The 18116-nt window shown below is 73.0% G+C and carries 17 protein-coding genes; 12 read left to right on the forward strand and 5 right to left on the reverse strand.

Features of this window, described 5'->3' with window-relative positions; genetic code table 11:
- Positions 1–180 precede the first annotated feature (180 nt).
- Together JOD66_RS15030 and JOD66_RS15035 are read left to right on the forward strand one after the other, a co-directional pair.
- The gene (locus JOD66_RS15030; protein WP_204837651.1) at positions 181–612 is read left to right on the forward strand and encodes an SRPBCC family protein; all 432 of its coding nucleotides are present in this window, start codon (positions 181–183) and stop codon (positions 610–612) included.
- 359 nt (positions 613–971) lie between these two features.
- On the forward strand, positions 972–2501 hold the full coding sequence (locus JOD66_RS15035) for a S8 family peptidase (RefSeq protein ID WP_204837652.1): 1530 nt from the start codon (positions 972–974) through the stop codon (positions 2499–2501).
- A gap of 34 nt (positions 2502–2535) precedes the next feature.
- Here JOD66_RS15035 and JOD66_RS15040 read toward each other — a convergent pair whose 3' ends face one another.
- The gene (locus JOD66_RS15040; RefSeq protein ID WP_204837653.1) at positions 2536–3399 is read right to left on the reverse strand and encodes a hypothetical protein; all 864 of its coding nucleotides are present in this window, start codon (positions 3397–3399) and stop codon (positions 2536–2538) included.
- Between the two features lie 24 nt (positions 3400–3423).
- Positions 3424–4098, reverse strand: a complete 675-nt coding sequence (locus JOD66_RS15045) for a helix-turn-helix domain-containing protein (RefSeq protein WP_204837654.1) — start codon at positions 4096–4098, stop codon at positions 3424–3426.
- A 131-nt stretch (positions 4099–4229) separates the two neighbouring features.
- Between JOD66_RS15045 and JOD66_RS15050 the strand changes: the two genes are divergently transcribed.
- The 4 genes from JOD66_RS15050 (at position 4230) to JOD66_RS15065 (ending at position 8204) form a co-directional block, all read left to right on the forward strand.
- Positions 4230–4859: a GTP pyrophosphokinase gene (locus tag JOD66_RS15050; protein WP_307823544.1), complete on the forward strand. Its 630-nt coding sequence runs from the start codon at positions 4230–4232 to the stop codon at positions 4857–4859.
- Positions 4856–6574, forward strand: coding sequence for a cation:proton antiporter (locus JOD66_RS15055; protein WP_204837655.1), 1719 nt, complete (start codon positions 4856–4858; stop codon positions 6572–6574). Before JOD66_RS15050 ends, JOD66_RS15055 begins: the two co-directional genes overlap by 4 nt.
- Positions 6575–6675: 101 nt before the next feature.
- Positions 6676–7413 (forward strand): SDR family NAD(P)-dependent oxidoreductase, encoded by a 738-nt coding sequence (locus tag JOD66_RS15060; protein ID WP_204837656.1) that lies wholly within the window; start codon positions 6676–6678, stop codon positions 7411–7413.
- Positions 7410–8204, forward strand: coding sequence for an SDR family NAD(P)-dependent oxidoreductase (locus JOD66_RS15065; protein ID WP_204837657.1), 795 nt, complete (start codon positions 7410–7412; stop codon positions 8202–8204). The genes JOD66_RS15060 and JOD66_RS15065 overlap by 4 nt, the downstream gene beginning before the upstream one ends.
- A 59-nt stretch (positions 8205–8263) precedes the next feature.
- Here JOD66_RS15065 and JOD66_RS15070 read toward each other — a convergent pair whose 3' ends face one another.
- Complete coding sequence (locus JOD66_RS15070; RefSeq protein ID WP_204837658.1) at positions 8264–9121, reverse strand: LLM class F420-dependent oxidoreductase; 858 nt, start codon at positions 9119–9121, stop codon at positions 8264–8266.
- A gap of 91 nt (positions 9122–9212) precedes the next feature.
- On the opposite strand from JOD66_RS15070, the gene JOD66_RS15075 reads away from it, so the two are divergent.
- Entirely contained in the window at positions 9213–10004 is a 792-nt protein-coding gene (locus JOD66_RS15075; protein WP_204837659.1) for a hypothetical protein, read from the forward strand.
- A 7-nt stretch (positions 10005–10011) separates the two neighbouring features.
- On the opposite strand, the gene JOD66_RS15080 is transcribed toward JOD66_RS15075, so the two are convergent.
- Together JOD66_RS15080 and JOD66_RS15085 are read right to left on the reverse strand one after the other, a co-directional pair.
- Positions 10012–10716, reverse strand: coding sequence for a YceI family protein (locus JOD66_RS15080; RefSeq protein ID WP_204837660.1), 705 nt, complete (start codon positions 10714–10716; stop codon positions 10012–10014).
- A gap of 35 nt (positions 10717–10751) precedes the next feature.
- Complete coding sequence (locus tag JOD66_RS15085) at positions 10752–13580, reverse strand: FAD-binding and (Fe-S)-binding domain-containing protein (protein WP_307823545.1); 2829 nt, start codon at positions 13578–13580, stop codon at positions 10752–10754.
- Positions 13581–13690: 110 nt separating this feature from the next.
- On the opposite strand from JOD66_RS15085, the gene JOD66_RS15090 reads away from it, so the two are divergent.
- From JOD66_RS15090 to JOD66_RS15110, 5 genes are all read left to right on the forward strand, one after another.
- Positions 13691–14905, forward strand: coding sequence for a PucR family transcriptional regulator (locus tag JOD66_RS15090; RefSeq protein WP_204837661.1), 1215 nt, complete (start codon positions 13691–13693; stop codon positions 14903–14905).
- A 217-nt stretch (positions 14906–15122) separates the two neighbouring features.
- Positions 15123–15872 carry an amino acid ABC transporter ATP-binding protein gene (locus JOD66_RS15095; protein ID WP_204837662.1) on the forward strand — a complete coding sequence of 250 codons (750 nt, stop codon included), beginning with the start codon at positions 15123–15125 and terminating at the stop codon, positions 15870–15872.
- Between the two features lie 3 nt (positions 15873–15875).
- A complete protein-coding gene (locus tag JOD66_RS15100; protein WP_204837663.1) occupies positions 15876–16523 on the forward strand; it encodes an amino acid ABC transporter permease in 648 nt (215 codons plus the stop codon).
- A gap of 2 nt (positions 16524–16525) precedes the next feature.
- Entirely contained in the window at positions 16526–17257 is a 732-nt protein-coding gene (locus JOD66_RS15105) for an amino acid ABC transporter permease (protein WP_204837664.1), read from the forward strand.
- Positions 17254–18102, forward strand: coding sequence for a substrate-binding periplasmic protein (locus JOD66_RS15110; protein WP_204837665.1), 849 nt, complete (start codon positions 17254–17256; stop codon positions 18100–18102). Before JOD66_RS15105 ends, JOD66_RS15110 begins: the two co-directional genes overlap by 4 nt.
- Positions 18103–18116: the final 14 nt, after the last annotated feature.

The raw sequence follows: 18116 nt of genomic DNA on the forward strand, positions 1-18116 counted from the left end.
CTCGATGACCCCCGTCGGCTGTACCGGACCCGTACGACGGGTCCCGCGCGACGTCTCGGGTCTGCTACAGCAGCGGACCGCGTGTTACAGCGCCCGCCGACGGGGACGGGCCACCCGCACGCGGGCCACCCGCACGCGGACCGCCGGGCTGTGACCGCCCGGCGGGGGTACCGCCCCGCCATGCCGAGCGTCGAGCGCACTGTCCGCGTCCCCCGCCCTCTCGCGAGCGTCTGGTCCTACCTGACCGACTTCGCCACCACCGAGGAGTGGGACCCGCCCACCGTCACGACGGTGCGGACCTCCGGCGACGGTGGCGTCGGGACGACCTACCGCAACGTCTCTTCCTTCCTCGGTCACGAGACCGAGGTCGAGTACGAGGTGGTCGCCTTCGTGCCCCATGAGCTGTTCGAGCTCACCGGCTCAGCCTCGGGCGTCGACCTGCGCGACACGATCCGCTTCGCGGAGGAGGCCGGCGAGACCTCGGTGACGTACCGCTCCGAGATCACGCCCCGCGGCGCGGGCAAGCTCGCTGCGCCCCTGGTCAAGGGCGGGCTCGAGCTGCTTGCCACCAAGGTCGCCGCCAGCCTCGAGGAGCGGCTGCTGCTGCTCTAGCGGCTGCGGGTGGCTCGGGTGCGGTTGCGGGCGGCTCCGGCGCTGTAACACGCAGTCCGCCGGCCTGGCCGACCCGCGTCGTCGCGACACGCAGTCTGTGCGGGTCTGGTACCCACGACACGGGTCGGCAAGAGCGGCGATCAGCGTGTTACAGCGGCACCACGCCGACCCCCGGAGCCCCGCCCCGGAGCCCCGCCCCGGACCCGAGCCCGAGCCCGGGCCCCGACACCGTGGGGGCGTCCCGGACCAGGTCCGGCCGTGGTGAAGTTCGGCCGCTGATCCTCTCGCCAAGACGGCCCCGGACAGGACAGGATGTGGCCCGGCGCACATCCGCGCCCTCTCTCGGAAAGGGTTGATCCATGCCTCAGCTCAACCGGCGGTTCCGTGCCGCCGCCCTCACGGTCGCGACCGGCCTCACCTTGGCCGGCCTGTCCGTGACCGGATCCGGCGCCACCGCCGCACCCGCCGCCGGCGGCGAGCCGGTCTCCACGCCGGTGCCGATCAGCACGCCCGACGGGGTCGTGTCGGCGTACCTGCTCAACGCCAAGCACGCCAACCCCGGCCAGACCCGCCTGGTGGAGCGGGCGGTCGCCAAGGCGGGCGGCGTGGTCGTGCAGACCTGGCCGCAGATCGGGGTCGTGGTCGCCCACAGCGACCGGGCCGCCTTCCGTGCCGACGTCCAGGCGTACGCCGGCAACGCGCTCGAGTCCGTCGGCGCGACCCGCACGGTGCCGGTCACCGAGGGCACGCCGGCCGGCGTCCAGGCGCCGTGGGGCCCGGGCAAGGGACAGGTCCGCAAGAGCCAGTCCTCGCCGCAGCACGACGACACCGAGACCACGCTCGCCGCGGCCGACCCGCGCGAGGCCGAGCAGTGGGACATGCAGATGATCAAGGCCGACCAGGCGCACCAGATCACCGACGGCTCCCGTGACGTCGTCGTGGGCGTGCTCGACTCCGGGATCGACCCCGACCACCCGGACCTGGCGGCCAACATCGACGTCGCCGACTCGGTCAACTGCAGCAACGCGGGGCGTCCCGACACCTCCCCGACCGGCTGGTACCCGACCACGAGCGACCACGGCACCCACGTCGCCGGCACCATCGGCGCCGCGCGCAACGGCGTCGGCATCGTCGGCGTCGCGCCCAACGTCCGGATGGCGTCGGTCAAGGTGGTGAACGACGACGGGTTCATCTACCCCGAGTACGCCGTCTGCGGGTTCGTGTGGGCCGGTGCGCACGGCATGGACGTGACCAACAACAGCTACTACGTCGACCCGTTCGAGTTCTACTGCGAGGACCAGCCCGACCAGTACGCCGCCAAGGAGGCCGTGCGGCGCGCGGTCGCCTGGTCCACCGACCAGGGCGTGGTCCACGCCGCGGCGGCCGGCAACTCCTCGCACGACCTGGCCGACAAGTCCTCCTTCCTCGACGAGGGCAGCCCCGACGACGGCACCCCCGTCACCCGCACGCTCAACAGCGGCTGCCAGGACATCCCGACCGAGCTCCCGGGCGTGGTGACGGTGTCCTCGCTCGAGCGGTTCCCGGCGGGCACCCTGGAGAGCCGGCTGTCCGGCTTCAGCAACCGCGGCCTCGGCGTCATCGACGTCGCCGCCCCGGGGTCGCGGATCCTGTCGACCATCGTCAACGGCAACGGCTACGGCCTGAAGTCCGGCACCTCGATGGCGTCCCCGCACGTCGCCGGCGTGCTCGCCCTGATGAAGTCGGTGCACCCGGACTGGACGCCGGCCCAGATGGTCGCCAAGCTGCGCGCGCAGGCCGACGACCACGCCTGCGGTACGTCGACCGCCGGCGACCCGTGCGTCGGCACTGCCACCGACAACAGCTACTACGGAGAGGGCGTGCTCGACGCCCTGGACGCGGTCAGCTGACGCAGCTGCGCTGGCGCTGGGACCGGGCCGAGGCTCAGTCCCAGTGCCAGCGGATGCCGAGGGTGCCGGGGCCGAAGGAGGTGACCGTGCGGCTGACGCTGGTCCCGAAGGTCTCCAGCTCGACGACCTCCTCGCGGCCGTCGACGATGGTGTAGTACTCGCAGCGGGTCGGCATGTCAGCCGGGTCGAAGCGGATCCACAGGCTGATCGAGCGCATCTTGCGCACGGCCCAGTAGAAGTAGCTGTTGTCCTCGGGGTCGGGCGTGCGGTAGACGACCTCCTGCTCGAGCAGGGTGGTCTCCCCGGGGCCGAGGGGCCGGTCCAGGATCATCTCGCCGACCACGATCCCGCGCTCCTCGTCGTGGCTGAACTCGCCGAGTCGGAAGCCGCCCAGCGAGGTGACGGCGGGTGTGAGCGCGCCGGGGCGCACGCGCAGGATGAAGGCCCGCCGGTCGGCGTTCACCCGGACCGACTCGACGACGACGATGTAGGTCATCCGGACCGGGGAGCGGTCGGGCCCGATCTCGTACTTGAGGGTGACCTCCTGGTCGATCAGCCGGTCGGACGGCGAGCGGAAGTCGAGCTGGTCGAGGAGCACCTGGATCCGGTCGGCGTCGTCGCTGAGGTCGGACAGCAGGTCCGGCGCGACCTGGCGCCGGCGGCCCTCGATCAGCGACTCCAGCGCGCCCGGCTCGAGGCCGAGGACCTCCTCGACCTGGGTGAGCGCGTGCAGCGAGCGCTCCTGCTCGGGCTCGCGCTGACCGGAGCGCCAGTAGCTGAGGGTCGCCAGGCTCACGCCGGCACCACGCGCGCTCAGCGCGCGGTGCAGCGCGCTCAAGCTCATCGCCCGGTCCGAGAGCGCCTGGTCGAAGGCCAAAGAGAACGGGCCCCTCCGCATGAGTGGACCCTAACCAACGACCGATCAGGAGGCGTGGGGGACCACCTCTCGGACCGGACGCACCTGCTGCTCGACCCGCTTGATCCGCAGCATCATCGTGGCCGACGGCACGACGTGCCCGTGCACGTAGCTCGACAGGCGCGATGCGGAGGTGCCGATCCGGCCGGCGAAGGCGCGCTGGCTGAGCCCGCTCATCGCCACGATCCGGCGCACCTCGGTCGCCACCGCCGCCCGCTCCCGCTCCGACTCGCGCTGCCGGCAGGCCTGCCGGAACTCCTCGGCCGCCTGCCGCGTGCGGGCGTCGGCGGTGCGCAGTGCGGCGTCGAGGGCGTGGTCGGCGTCGTGGCACCACGGGTTGTCGGCGACCCGGCCCAGCGCCTGGCGCCAGCCGTGTGCATCGAGCTCGCCACCGGGCGCGATGGTCTCGATCGCGCCCAGGAGCAGCCAGCCGGCGGGCTGGCAGGCCTCGCCCAGGTGCGCCAGCGCCCCGGCGGTGGCGACCAGCGCGGCCCAGTCCCGCACCCCGGCGGCCGTCGTACCGACCTGCTGGTGGACCCGGCCCACCTGCTCCTCGCCGACGGTGGCCTGGAGCTCGCGCAGGGTCAGCCGCGCCCCGGTGTCGGGGCGCGTCAGCAGCCGGTGCAGGTTGGCCAGGATCTCGCGGTCCCGGCCCTGGGTGGCGATGCGCGTGGCTGACATGGCGGCTCCCTCTCGGTGTGTCCTCCGCTCCGGGGAGCACGCTAGGGAGCCGGGCTTCACTCGCCGCGAGCGAAGTGTGAAGGCCCGGACCGGGACTCGCCCGGGTACCGGCCACCAGGCAGACTCGTGGCGTGAGCGCCATCGTCCCCGAGGAGCAGTCGGCCTTCCTGCGCGACCTGCGGCTGTTCCACCTGAACTACAAGTTCGGGCTCGACGAGATCCTGACCAAGATCAACATCCTGCGCGAGGAGATGACCTTCCGCGACGGGGCCAACCCGATCGAGCACGTCAGCTCGCGGATCAAGAGCATCGACAGCCTGCGGCTGAAGGCCGAGCGGATCGGCTGCCCGTTCGAGCTCGACGCGATCGGCGAGCAGATCCGCGACATCGCCGGGGTGCGGATCGTGTGCAGCTTCATCTCCGACGTCTACCGGGTGCTCGAGATGCTCACCTCGCAGCCCGACGTCACCGTGTGCGAGGTCGAGGACTACATCGCCGCCCCCAAGCCCAACGGCTACCGCAGCCTGCACGCCATCGTGGAGATCCCGATCTTCCTGTCCGACACCACCCGGGCGGTGCCGATCGAGGTCCAGCTGCGCACCGTCGCCATGGACTTCTGGGCCAGCGTGGAGCACAAGATCTACTACAAGTACGCCAAGGACGTGCCCGGGGACCTCGTCGACGAGCTCTCCGCGGCCGCGCGGGTCGCCCACGAGCTCGACACCCGGATGGCCGAGCTGCACCGGATCGTGCACGGGTGAGTCACGAGCTGGTCCTCATCGCGGCCGCCGGCCTGGCGATCAGCATCGCGGCCGCGGTGTTCGCGCGTCGTACCGGTGTCGCGGCGCCGCTGCTCCTGGTCGCCTTCGGCATCGGGGCGAGCCTGCTCCCCGGTACGCCGACCCTCGGCATCGAGCCGGAGCTGATCCTCGCCGGCGTCCTCCCGCCGCTGCTGTACGCCTCGGCCGTGCAGCTCCCGGTGATCGACCTGCGGCGCAACCTCTCGCTGATCACCTGGCTCTCGGTCGTCATGGTGATCGTCTCGGCGCTGGTCGTCGGCCTGCTCGTGCATCTGGTCTTCCCCGCCATCCCGCTCGGCCTCGGCATCGCCCTCGGTGCCGTGGTCAGCCCGACCGACGCGGTGGCGGCCACGGCCGTCGGCCGCCGGGTCGGCCTGCCGCCGCGGCTGATGACGATCCTCGAGGGCGAGAGCCTGGTCAACGACGCCTCGGCGCTCGTCGTGCTCCGCACGGCGCTCGCCGCGATCGGCACCGGGTCGGCGTTCAGCCTCGGTGGCACCATCGGCGACTTCGCCTGGGCCGTCGTCGGCGCCGGCCTGGTCGGCTGGCTGGTGGCCTGGGTGACCGCGCTGGTGCGCCAGCGCCTCGACGACCCGGTGCTCAACACCACCATCTCCTTCATCACCCCGTTCCTCGCCTACGTGCCGGCCGAGGAGATCCACGCCTCCGGCGTCCTCGCCGTGGTCGTCGCCGGGCTGGTCACCGGTGCCATGGGTGCGCGGCGGTTCAGCGCGCGCGACCGGCAGACCCAGACCACGACCTGGGCGACGATCAACTTCATCCTCGAGAGCGGTGTCTTCCTGGCCCTCGGCTACGAGCTGCCGGTGCTGGTCGACGACGCCCGCGCCGAGACCAGCGTCGGCCAGGTCGTCGGCATGGTCAGCCTGGTCCTGGTCACCCTGGTGGTGCTGCGTGCCGCCGGCCTGGCCTGGCCGGCCCTCACCGGCCGCTTCGGCCGAGGAGACCGCAATGCGCGGGTCCGCGAGCGCCTCGACCTGATCGAGCAGCGGGTCGAGGGCTGGGAGCCGAAGGACGACCGCGAGGAGACCCGGCTGCACTGGGCCCGCCGCCGGATCGACCGGGCCAGCGCCGACATCGCGTTCGAGGAGCGCGAGCCGATCACCGCGCGCGGCCACCTGATCCTCGCCTGGGCCGGCATGCGCGGCGTCGTCACCCTCGCCGCCGCCCAGACCATCCCCACCGAGACCGCCCACCGCGACACCGTGGTCCTCGTCGCCTGCCTGGTCGCCATGGTCTCGCTGGCCCTGTTCGGCCTGACCCTGCCCGCCCTCATCCGCCGCCTGGACCTCCCCAGCGTCGGCCCCGCCCGGCGCCGCGACGAGGTGCTCACCCTCATGCGCCAGATCGGCGAGGACGCCACCGACGCCCTCGGCCCCCTCGACGCGCAGACCATCGACGGCGAGCCGCTCGACCCAGCGGTCGTGACCGTGCTCAAGGACCGCTTCCTGCCGATGCTCCTCTCCGGCGTCCGCAGTGGCGTCGCCGCCAAGCCCGGCCAGCGCGAGCAGGCCTTCATCATCCAGCGCCGCTACCTCGACGCGCTGCGCGAGGGACTGCTGCGGGAGCGCTCGGTCGGCGCGTTCAGCACCGAGACCTACAAGCACGTCGAGGCGATCTTGGACCGGGAGGAGCAGCGGCTCGGCTCGCCCGGGTGACTTCCGGGGTGACAGTCGCGCCCGGTTCCGGGCTCGTGCAAAAGTAGAACAGGTTCTATGGTGATCCCGGCAGCTCGCCCCGACGTCGACCTGGAGGACCCATGACGGACCAGTCCGCTCCCCGCGCCCAGCGCTTCACCGGACGCCGGGTCCTCGTCACCGGCGCCGCCGGCGGTCTCGGCCAGGTCGTGGCCGAGCTGTTCCGGGCCGAGGGGGCGCGCGTGGTCGCGACCGACGTGGTCGCCGCCGACGGCGTGGTCGCCTGCGACCTGTCCGACGACGCCGCCCGTGACGCCTTCGTGGCCGCGGCGCTCGCCGAGCTCGGCGGGCTCGACGTGCTGTGCAATGTCGCCGGGATCCAGAAGTTCGCCGAGGTCGGCACGATCACCGCCGACCTGCTGCGCCGGCACTTCGACGTCAACGCGCTGGCGCCGATCATGCTCGCCCAGGCGTGCGCCGACGCGCTGGCCGAGAGCAAGGGCAACGTCGTCTCCGTGGCCTCCATCTCGGCCGTGATGGGTCAGCCGTACAACGCGCCGTACTGCTCCTCGAAGGCCGCGCTCCTGCTCGGGATGCGCGCCCTCGCCGTCGAGCTCGGCACCAAGGGGGTGCGGGTCAACTGCGTGTCCCCGGGTGGCATCGCGACCCCGATGGTCGAGGCCGCGGCCGCCGGACTGCCCGCCGACGCCAACTGGGACCTGGTCGCCCGCAGCACCTCCGTGATCCCCGGCTTCATGCCGCCCGCCGATGTCGCCGAGGCGCTGCTCTACCTCGCCTCCGACGCCGCGGCGTCGGTCACCGGCGCCAACCTGGTCGTCGACCGGGGTGTCGTCTGGTGACCGCCCGGCGTGCCGTCGTCACCGGCGCCGGGCCGCGCTCGATCGGCCGCGCGGTCGCGGACGCACTGGTCGCCGAGGGGTGGGACGTCGCCGTCACCCGCCGCGCCGACCTGGACCTCACCGACCGGGGCTCGGTCGCCGCCTTCGCCGCGTCGTACGCCGAGCGGGCCGACCACCTCGACCTGCTGGTCAACAGTGCCGGCATCCACCTCGACCTCGGCTCGCGGTGGACCGAGCCGCGGCTGGTCGACGGTCTCGAGATCCACTGGCGCACCAACTACCTCGGCACCGTCGACCTCACCACCGCGCTGCTGCCGCTCCTCCTCGCCGCCCCGGCGCCGACCGTGCTGCACGTCGTGTCGCAGCTCCATGAGCGCGGCACCACCGCCCAGCTGCTCGGACAGCCGGTCGCCTACGACTCGTGGGCGTCGTACGGCACCTCCAAGCTGGGCCTGGTCCACCACGCCGCCCTCCTCGCCGACAGGTACGCCGACCACGGGCTCCGGGCGCTCGCCGTCCACCCCGGCGCGGTGTCGACCAATATCGCCGACCGCGGCCTGGAGACCCGGCCGCTGCTGCGCCGGCTGCGCAACCTGGCGCTGCCGCTGGAGCGACGCACCCTGATGTCGCCCGAGGAGTCCGCCGCCCACCTGATCCGGATCGCGACCGACCCGGCGGCGGAGTCGGGCTACTACCGCAAGAGCCGGCGGCTCGACCCGGCTCCGGCGGCGTGCGACGTCGAGGCGCGGACCGAGCTGGCGCTCGCTACGGAGGCGTGGCTCCGGGGCTAGTGTCGGCACCGCGCATCTGACGAACGGGCTGCGGATCGCGCGATCTCACAGCCCATCCGTCAGATGCGCGGACCCCGCAACGCCGCCAGCGCATGCAGCTGCTCGACGTAGTGCTCCGCCGAGTCGGCTGCGATCCGCACCGACGCCGCGGTCGCGCCGACCTCCGCCAGCCGCCCGAGCGCGTCCGTCGCCGCCCCCGCCGCGCCCGACGGGTCCAGCGGGACGTCGGGCGTGAGCACCACCTCGAAGCCCTCGGGTACGTCGACCCGGCCCAGCATCGCGGCGAGCTCGGCGGGGGCCAGCCCGAAGGGCACCCAGCCTTCCGCGAGCTCGACGGCCCGGCGCAGCGAGCAGGACGTGCGACCGCCGATCCAGAACGGGACGTGCGGCTGCACCGCGTGGGGTGACACGACCACGTCGGAGAAGGAGAAGTGCGGTCCGTCGTACGTCGGCGTGGGACCCGAGAGCGCGGCGCGCAGGGCGCGCAGGGCGTCGTCGGCGACCGCGCCGCGTCCCTCGAAGCGGGCGCCCAGCAGCCGGAACTCCTCCTCGAGCGACCCGACCCCGAGGCCGAGGACGAGCCGCCCGCCACTCACCAGGTCGAGGGTGCCGTAGCGCTTGGCGATGGCCAGCGGGTGGTGGTAGCCGAGGACGAGCACCTGGGTGGCCAGCCGGATCCGGGAGGTGCGGGCGGCGAGATGGCCGAAGGTGGCGAGGGGGTCCCAGTAGGTGCCGCCGCGCTGGGCGGCGACGTCGGCCGGGACCAGGACGTGCTCGCTGCAGGTGAGGAAGTCGAAGCCGAGGGCGTCGGCCGCCTCGGCGATCAGGCCGAGCTCGGCGATGCCGGCGTCGGCCTCCCAGGGGGAGCAGGCGCCGGGCAGCTGGACCACCACCGGGCTGTTGATGCCGATCTTCACGTGGCGCCTCTTTCGTCGTCCGTTCGGGTCTGGTAGACCAAGTGCTTGCTTGGTTTTCCGCACCCTACCCTCACGCCCGCAGGAGCCCTCCGTGACCAGCCCGCTCGACGACAGCCCGCTCGCCTTCTTCTCCTTCGTGACCCTCGAGGGGGCCGGGCCCGAGGAGCATCGCGCCTACAACGAGTGGCACCAGCTCGACCACCGTCCGGAGAACCTCGCGCTCCCGGGTGTCGCGTGGGGCGACCGCTGGGCGCGGCCGGCCGACTACCGGGGCGGCATCGCCGTACCCGAGCACGAGGCGACCGACTACGTCGCGATGTACTGGTTCAACGACCCCGTCGACCGCGCCCTCCAGGAGTGGTCCGACCTCGGCTCCGACTCGTTCCAGTGGGGCCGGGGTCCGCTGATCCCGGGCGTGCGGCGCCGGCTGCTGTCGTTCTTCCGCCCGATGAAGGGGTACGCCGCCGCGTCGGCTCTGGTCTCGCCCGAGGTGCTGCCGTACCGTCCCAACCGCGGCCTGCATCTCACCCTCTCCCGGCACGCCGAGCCGCACAGCGGCGCCACCCACGAGCACTACGCCTGGCAGGACCGGAGCCTGATCCCCGCCCTGCTCGACCTCGACGGCGTGGCCGGTGCGTGGACGTTCTCCTTCGTCCGCCACCAGGCGCATCCGTCGCTCCCGCTCGCGACCGACGCGCCGGACGCGCCGGAGTCGCTGCGGATCCGGCTGGTCTACCTCGACCGCGACCCGCTGCCGACGGCCGCGGCGATCGACGAGACCACGGCGTCGCTGGGCGGGCGGCTGAGCGAGGAGGCGGCCGCGTCGGAGGAGGTGCTGCTCCGCACGCCCTTGCGCACCATCATCCCCTGGCAGGACTGGTGATCCGGGGTCACCGGTCGAGCTGGAGCAGGAACTCGATCGTGCCGTGGTCGTCGACGGAGATGCCGGCGAACCCGGGCTCCGGGATGTCGTAGTCGGCGAAGGTCACCTCGATCGAGCCGGCGACGTCGATCCGGTCGGCGGCGGCCTGGACGTCGAGGTCGACGCTCACGTCGCGGGTCACGCCGCGGACGCTGAGCTGACCGGGCACCGTGACGGTGAACCGCCCGGACGTGGCGGGCAGGTCGACCGGTGCGGTCTGGGTGAAGGTCGCGGTGGGATAGGTGTCGGTGTCCATGATCCGGTCGCGATACTGGGCGTCGCGCCTCGCCTCGTCGGTCGCGACCGACGCCAGGTCCACGGTGACCTCGGTCTTGTCGAGGACGCCGGCCGCCACCTCGGCGCCGCCGTCGACCTGCGACGTCCGGCCCACCACGGTCACATCGCGGCCGAAGAGCACCTCGGCCACGCGGTAGCCGGCGGTGGAGTCCCCGCCCACGGACCAGGTGCCGTCGAGGGCGTCCTGGGGTGCGGACGGGTCCGCCTTCGCGGTGGCGTCGCTCGCCGGGAGGGCGAGCTCGTCGGGCTGGTCGCCGACGACCAGCTTGGCGTAGGCCCACGGCCCCACCGCCACCCCCACCACCAGGAGGGCGACGAGGACGCCGCCGATCGCGAGGAGCTTGTTCTTCCGAGTCCCGAGCTTCTTGGATGACATGGCAACCACCGTAGGTGGTCAAACTGAGGGAACCCTTAGTCGCGGCTGAGTCTTGCGGCGAGCAGCTCCGCCAGGTGCACCGGCTCCGCGTCGGGCGCCAGCTCGTCGAGCTGGGTCCGGCACGAGAAGCCGTCGGCCAGGACGACCCGACCCGCGACGTCCGCCGACGAGCGCAGCGCCGGCAGCAGGTTCGCCTCGGCCACGGCGACGGACACCTCGTAGTGACCCTGCTCGACGCCGAAGTTGCCGGCCATGCCGCAGCATCCGGGCACCGCCTCGACCGTGGCGCCCGCCCGCTCGAGCAGCGCCTGGTCGGTCGACCAGCCCATCACGGCGTGGTGGTGGCAGTGCGGCTGCGCGACGATCCGCACCCCGGCCAGGGACGGAGGCGTCCAGCCGGGAGTGCGGGAGAGCAGCTCGGCCAGGGTGGTGGTCGCGCCGGCGACGGCCGCCGCGTCCGGTCCGGGCACCAGCTCGCGCAGCTCGTGGCGCAGCACGGCGGTGCACGACGGCTCCAGCCCGACGATCGGTACGCCGGCCAGAGCGTCGGCCTTCAGCGCGTCGACCATGCCGCCGAGGCGCCGGGCGGCGCCGTCGAGCTGGCCGGTGCTGATCCACGGCAGCCCGCAGCACTCCTGCTGCCGGGTGATCCGCGGGTCGTAGCCCGCGTCGCGGAGCACCGCGACCGCGGCCTCGGCGACGCGCGGGGCGAAGTGGTTGGTGAAGGAGTCGACGAAGAGCACGACCGGCGTGCCCGTGCCGACGGAACCCCCGAAAGTACGGCGGAAGGTCCGCCGGGCGAACGCCGGCATCCGCCGCCGGGTGTCGACGCCGGCGGCCTTGAGCGCCACCTTGCGCAGCGGCGTCACGTCCATCGACCGGTTGGCGAAGCGCGGCATCGCGGAGCCGAGCTTGGCCCAGCGGGGCAGCCAGCCCACGGAGTAGTGGGAGCGCGGACGCAGCCTGCGCTTGTAGGTCTGGTGCAGCACCTCGGCCTTGTAGGACGCCATGTCGGTGCCGGTGGGGCAGTCCGACGCGCAGCCCTTGCAGGACAGGCACAGGTCGAGCGCCTCGTGGACCTCGGGCGAGCTCCAGGTCGTCGTACTCGACCCGTTGACGATCTCCTGGAGCAGCCGCGCGCGGCCGCGGGTGGAGTGGATCTCCTCCTTGGTGGCCTGGTACGACGGGCACATCACGCCGCCGGAGCCGCTGTTGTCGGCGCGGCACTTGCCGACGCCGGTGCAGCGGTGCACGGCCTGGCCGAAGTCGCCGCGGTCGGCGGAGTAGGCCAGCGCGAGGCCCTTGGTCAGCCGGGCGGTCGAGGTGTAGCGCAGGTCGGCGGTGCTGGACGCGGGCTCGACCAGGATGCCCGGGTTGAGCATCCGGGTCGGGTCGAAGACGTCCTTCACGGCGGCCATCAGGGACAGCGCGGCGGGGGAGTACATCCGCGGCAGCAGGTCGCTGCGCGCCCGCCCGTCGCCGTGCTCGCCGGACAGCGAGCCGCCGAGCGAGGTGACCAGGTCGGCGGCGTCCTCGAGGAAGGCGCGGAACCGGTCGGCCCCGTCGGGCCGCTCGAACGGGAAGTCCATCCGCACGTGCAGGCAGCCCTCGCCGAAGTGCCCGAAGGGCATCGCGCTCAGCTCGTGCCGGGCGAGCAGCTCCTCGAACGAGGTCAGGTAGGTGCCGAGCCGCTCCGGCGGCACGGCGGCGTCCTCCCACCCGGCCCACGCGGGCTTGCCCGAGGGCGCGCGGCCCGCGAGCCCGGCGCCGTCGGCGCGGATCTTCCACAGCCGGTCGGCGGTCCGCGGGTCGTCGATCACCTGCGCCGACACGCCGAGCCCCGCGGCGGCCAGCAGGTCCGCCCGGCGGCGGACGTCGTCGGGGTCCTCGCCCGACAGCTCGACGAACACCCACGCGTCGCCGGGCGGCAGGTCGGGGACGGCGTTCGGCCCGCGCCGCTCACGGATCACGTCGACGATGCGGCGGTCCAGGCCCTCGCACGCGGACGGCTCGAACGCGAGCACCTCGGGGGTCGCGAAGCCGGCGGTCGGGAAGTCGGGGAAGCCCAGCACCACCATGACCGCGGCCTTCGGGGCCCGGACCAGGCGGACGGTCGCCTCGGTCACCACGGCGAGGGTGCCCTCGGAGCCGACCAGGGTGCGGGTCAGGTCGAAGCCGCGCTCGGGCGCGAGATGGTCGAGCGCGATGCCGGACACGTGGCGACCGAAGGTGCCGAACTCGGTCCGCACGGTCGCCAGGTCACCCGCGACGACGGACCGCAGCCGGTCCAGCACGTCGGAGCCCTCGGCGGTGGCGACCGGCCTGCCGTCGGCGTCGTAGCCCGTGCTCAGGCTCGACCCGTCGGCGAGCAGCCCGCGCACGCCGCGCACGTTGTGGGAGGTCCGCCCGAACGCGAGCGAGCGCGCCCCGCAGGCGTCGTTGCCGATCATCCCGCCGATGGTGCATCGGGTGCTGGTCGACGGGTCCGGGCCGAACCTCAGCCCGTGGGGCGCCGCGGCCTGCTGCAGCACGGCCTGGACGACGCCGGGCTGCACCACCGCCGTCCCGGCCTCGGGGTCGACGGCGAGGACCTGGTTGAGATGGCGGCTGAAGTCGACGATCACGCCCGGCCCGATCGCGTTGCCGGCGACCGACGTACCGGCTCCCCGCGCCGTGACGGTGAGCCCCTCGGCGCGGGCCGCCGCCAGGATCGCCGCCACCTCGTCGACCGAGCGCGGGAAGGCGACGGCGACGGGCGGGACGCGGTACAGCGAGGCGTCGGAGGAGTAGGCGCCCAGGACCGCGGCGTCGTCGCTGACGTCGCCCGCTCCGTGGCGCTGGAGCTGGAGAGCGATGCCGGACACGGCTGCAATCTATCGGGCGTGGCGACCGGCGCTCCCGGTGCCTCCGTCGCGCCCCCGGGCCGCGCACGCCGTACGCTCGGCGGGTGCCACCGGGTGTCGACTCGCTCCTGATGTCCGAGAGCCTGCAGGAGCTCGTGGACGCCCTCGCCGAGCGCCTCCGGCGATCGGTCGCCCTCGACGACCCGGCGCTGCACCTGATCGCGGCGAGCCGCCACTTCGGCGACGAGGACGCGGTGCGGGTGCAGTCCGTCCTCGGCCGAGGGGTCGACCCCGAGCTCCAGGAGTGGGTGCTGTCGCTGGGCATCGCCGAGCTCGACGGTCCGCACCGCATCGACGTCCCCGAACACATCGGGGCCAAGGACCGGATCTGCGCCCCGGTGCGCTGTGCGGGCCTGCTGCTGGGCTACCTCTGGCTCATCGACGACGGCCAGGTGTCCGACGACGACCTGCGCGACGCCGCGCTCGTCGCCGACAAGGCCGGCGTGATCCTGTACCGGCGCGAGCTGTTCATGCAGCGCCGTCAGGCGCGCAGCGGTGCTCTGGTGCGCGACCTGATCTCGGCCGACGAGCCGACCCGGGTCGCCGCCGAGGCCGAGGGGATCGACGAGGAGCTGCTGCTGCCCGCCGCCGCGGTGAGCGTCAGCGTCATCCGGCCGGTGGACGAGCCGGGGGAGGACGGCACCGCCCCCGATCTCGGGCAGGTCGCGCAGCAGGTGACGAGCATGGGCGTGGACCCGGCGATCCTGTGCCTGCCGCGACCGCACGATCTCGTCGTCCTCGTCGCGCACGCACGCGAGCGGGCTCCGTCCGCGTCGGCACTGCGCCTGCTCGTCGGCAGCATCGTCGAGCGGCTGGGCGGGCGCGCGATCGCGGGCGTCGGGGCCTGGCAGCCCAGCCTGGTGAGCGCACACGAGTCCTACCAGCAGGCGCTGATCGCGGTGCGCGCCGCGCGCTTCCTGCCCGGCCTGGACGACGTGGTGCCCTGGGACTCGCTGGGCGTGTACGGCCTCTTGGCCAAGCTCGACCCGCACGACCTGGCCCTCGGGGCCCATCTCGCCCCGCTCACCGGGCTGGCCGCCAGCAGGAACGGCGAGGTGCTGCTGGCCACGGCCGAGACCTTCCTGGACCTCGCCGGCAGCATCCAGCGCTCGGCCGAGGCGCTGCACATCCATCGGGCCACGCTCTACCAGCGGCTGGCCCGGATCGAGGAGGTGACCGGGCTCGACCTCGACGACGGTGGCGACCGGCTCACCCTCCACCTGGGCCTGAAGCTGGCGCGGCTCGCCGGCGGCGTCCCCCGATCCCGCCGACCCGGCAGAAGCTAGTCCCGCAATCACGCCGACCCGGCAGAAAGTGGCTTCGTCACGCGACCACTTTCTGCCGGGTCGGCGCAACCGGTGAACATTCGTCGATAGAACTGCTCGAACCAGTTGGCGTTCGTCCATGGTTCTGCCGCAGGGCCCGTCTCCATACTTGGTGACCGATCAGGCCGTGGAGGTAGGGGCAGATGAAGCAGTGGTACGACGACCAGGGCGGTCGGCGATGAGCGCGCCGACCCAGCCGCTGCTGGCGCTCGACGGCGTGTGCGTCGCCTACCGGAACCACGAGGTCGTCCACGACGTCTCGCTGGAGGTGGCGGCCGGTGAGGTCGTCGCGCTGATCGGGCCGAGCGGCGCCGGCAAGAGCAGCCTGCTGCGCGCGATCAACTTCCTGGAGCCGCCGAGCAGGGGCCGGATCCTGCTCGAGGGCGTGGAGGTGGGCGGCTCGCGCCGGACCCTCGACGCGCTGCGGCGTGAGGTCGGCATGGTCTTCCAGTCGTTCAACCTCTTCCCCCACCTGACGGCGCTGCAGAACGTCATGCTCGCGCCGGTCCACACCCTCGGGCTGTCGCGGGAGGAGGCGCGGGAGCGGGCCCTGCGGCAGCTGACGCATGTCGGTCTCGCGGGCCACGCCGACGTCAAGCCCGGCAAGTGCTCCGGCGGGCAGCAGCAGCGGATCGCGATCGCCCGGGCGCTGGCGATGGAGCCCAAGGTGATGCTCTTCGACGAGCCCACCTCGGCGCTCGACCCCGAGCTCGGGGCCGAGGTGCTGACGACCATGCGCGCGCTCGCCGCGGAGGGGATGACGATGGTCGTCGTCACCCACGAGATGCACTTCGCCGAGGACGTCGCCGACCGCGTGGTGTTCATGGCCGACGGCCGCGTCGTGGAGGAGAACGCCGCCGGCAAGCTGATGCGCGATCCCCAGCACCCGCGCACCCAGCGCTTCCTCACCGCGGTCAGGAACCGCTGAGCCGTGGACACCCTCCTCAGCGAGCTCGCCGCGGGCATTCCCCAGACGATCGCGATCACGCTCGCCTCCTTCGTCATGGCCGCCGTGCTCGGCCTGCCTCTCGCGGTGCTGCGCCGGTCCGGGGCCTGGTGGCTGCGCCTGCCCGCCGTCGTGGTCGTGGAGATCCTGCGCGCCGTCCCGCCGATCGTGTGGCTCTTCCTCATCTACTACTCCCTCGGCAGCGGCGACTGGCTCCGGCTGACGACCTTCCAGGCCGCGGTGATCGGCCTGGGCCTGATCTACGCCGCGCACCTGTCGGAGGCCTATCGGGCCGGGCTGAACGCGGTCCCCGCCGGACAGTGGGAGGCGACCCGCGCGCTGGCCCTGCCACGGGGCCAGGCCTACGCCCGGGTGATCCTGCCGCAGGCCCTGATCGTGGTCGTGCCGCCGATGGCGACCTTCGCGATCGCGCTGCTCAAGGACAGCGCCATCGCGTCGGTGATCGGCGCGACCGACATCACCTTCCACGCGGTGCAGCTGACCCAGCAGGACCTGAACGGGCTCGGCAACTTCACCGTCGCGGGCCTGCTGTACATCGCGCTCGGCGTGCCCTTCGCCATCGTGGCCAGGAGTGCCGACCGGGTGCTGTCGCGCCGGCTGGTGGGGAGCTGACCATGTCGATGCTGAGTGAGTGGCGGGACTACCTGCCGGACTACCTCGACGGGCTCGGGGTCACCCTGGAGCTGACGGGCGTCAGCCTGCTCATCGGACTGCCGGTGGGGCTGGGCCTGGCGCTGGCGATGACGGCCCCCCAGCGGGCGGCCCGCTGGCCCGCGACCATGCTCGTCGAGATCGGGCGCGGCGCGCCGGCGCTCGTCGTCCTGTACTTCGTCTACTACGGACTGCCGCAGCTGAGCCTGACCTGGAGCAGCTTCGCGTGCGCGGCGATCGCGCTCGCGTTCACGACGGCGGCCTACACCGCCGACATCTTCCGGGCCGGGATCAACTCGATCCCCGTCGGCCATCGCGAGGCGTGTCAGGCGCTCGGGCTCAGTCGCGGCAAGGAGCTGCGCCTGGTGGTGCTGCCGCAGGCGATCCGGGTCGTCATCCCGCCGCTGGTCGGCTTCTGCATCCTGCTCTACCAGGGGACGTCGCTCGCCTTCGCCGTCTCCGTCCCGGAGCTGCTCAGCCGCGCCTACAGCCAGGCGTCGATCACCTACCGGTTCACGGCCACGCTCCTGCTGGCCGGACTGGTCTACGCCGCCATCTCGCTCGCCGCCGTCGCGCTGATGCGGGCCCGATGGCCACGACGTGCTCCGTCCATCGCCTCGGGTGCGTTGCCGGCGGGACGGCCGGCCTCGGCCGGCACCTCGAAGGACACCCCCTCAGATCGGAGAGTGCAATGAAGGTTCGATCCCCCCTCCTCGCGGCCGTGCTCGGCGTCCTCGCGACGGCGGCCGTCAGTGGCTGCGGCTCGTCCGACGAGCCCGGAGCGTCGGCCCCGCCGGCGGACTGCGAGCCCGCCCACCCGGAGGTGAAGACCCTGTCGAAGGGCGAGCTGAGCGTGCTCGTCTACGTCACGCCGCCGTACACGGTCAAGGACGGCGACACCTACGCCGGCGTGGAGGGCTCGATCGTGGCGAAGATCGCCGAGCTGGAGTGCCTCGAGCTCAAGGCCGAGTCCGTCTCCGCGGCGGCCGGCCTGGCGAGCATCGAGGCCGGCCGGGCCGACATCGTCGTGGGTGGCATCTACTACACCGAGGAGCGGGCGCAGACCCTCGGCCTGAGCGCGCCGATGTACCGCGACGGGATGGCGCTGCTGTCGAAGGACGAGCTCGACGGCACGCTCGACGGGCTCCGGGGCAAGACCGTGGGCGTCATCCAGGGCTACCTGTGGAACGAGGACTTCCAGAAGGCGCTGGGCGCCGACCGGGTCAAGCTCTACCAGGACTCCGCGAGCCTGCTCACGGACGTCAAGAACGGCCGGGTCGACGCCGCCGTGCTCACCAGCGCCGAGGCCGGCTACCGGGCGGCGCAGGACTCCGCTCTCACGGTGACGGCCTTCCAGGCCACCCCCGACATCGCCGCCTCGACGAGCCAGAACGAGGTCGTGATGGCCCTGCCGAAGGACGAGACCGAGCTGATCGGCGTGGTCGACGACGACATCGAGACGCTCGTCGGCGACGGCACCGTCGCGACGGTCCTGAAGGACAACGGGATGGACCCGGCCCTGGCGGGCCCCGCCTCCTAGGACACGCCCTCGGT

The organism is Nocardioides nitrophenolicus (genome assembly GCF_016907515.1).
Taxonomy (GTDB): Bacteria; Actinomycetota; Actinomycetes; order Propionibacteriales; family Nocardioidaceae; genus Nocardioides; species Nocardioides nitrophenolicus.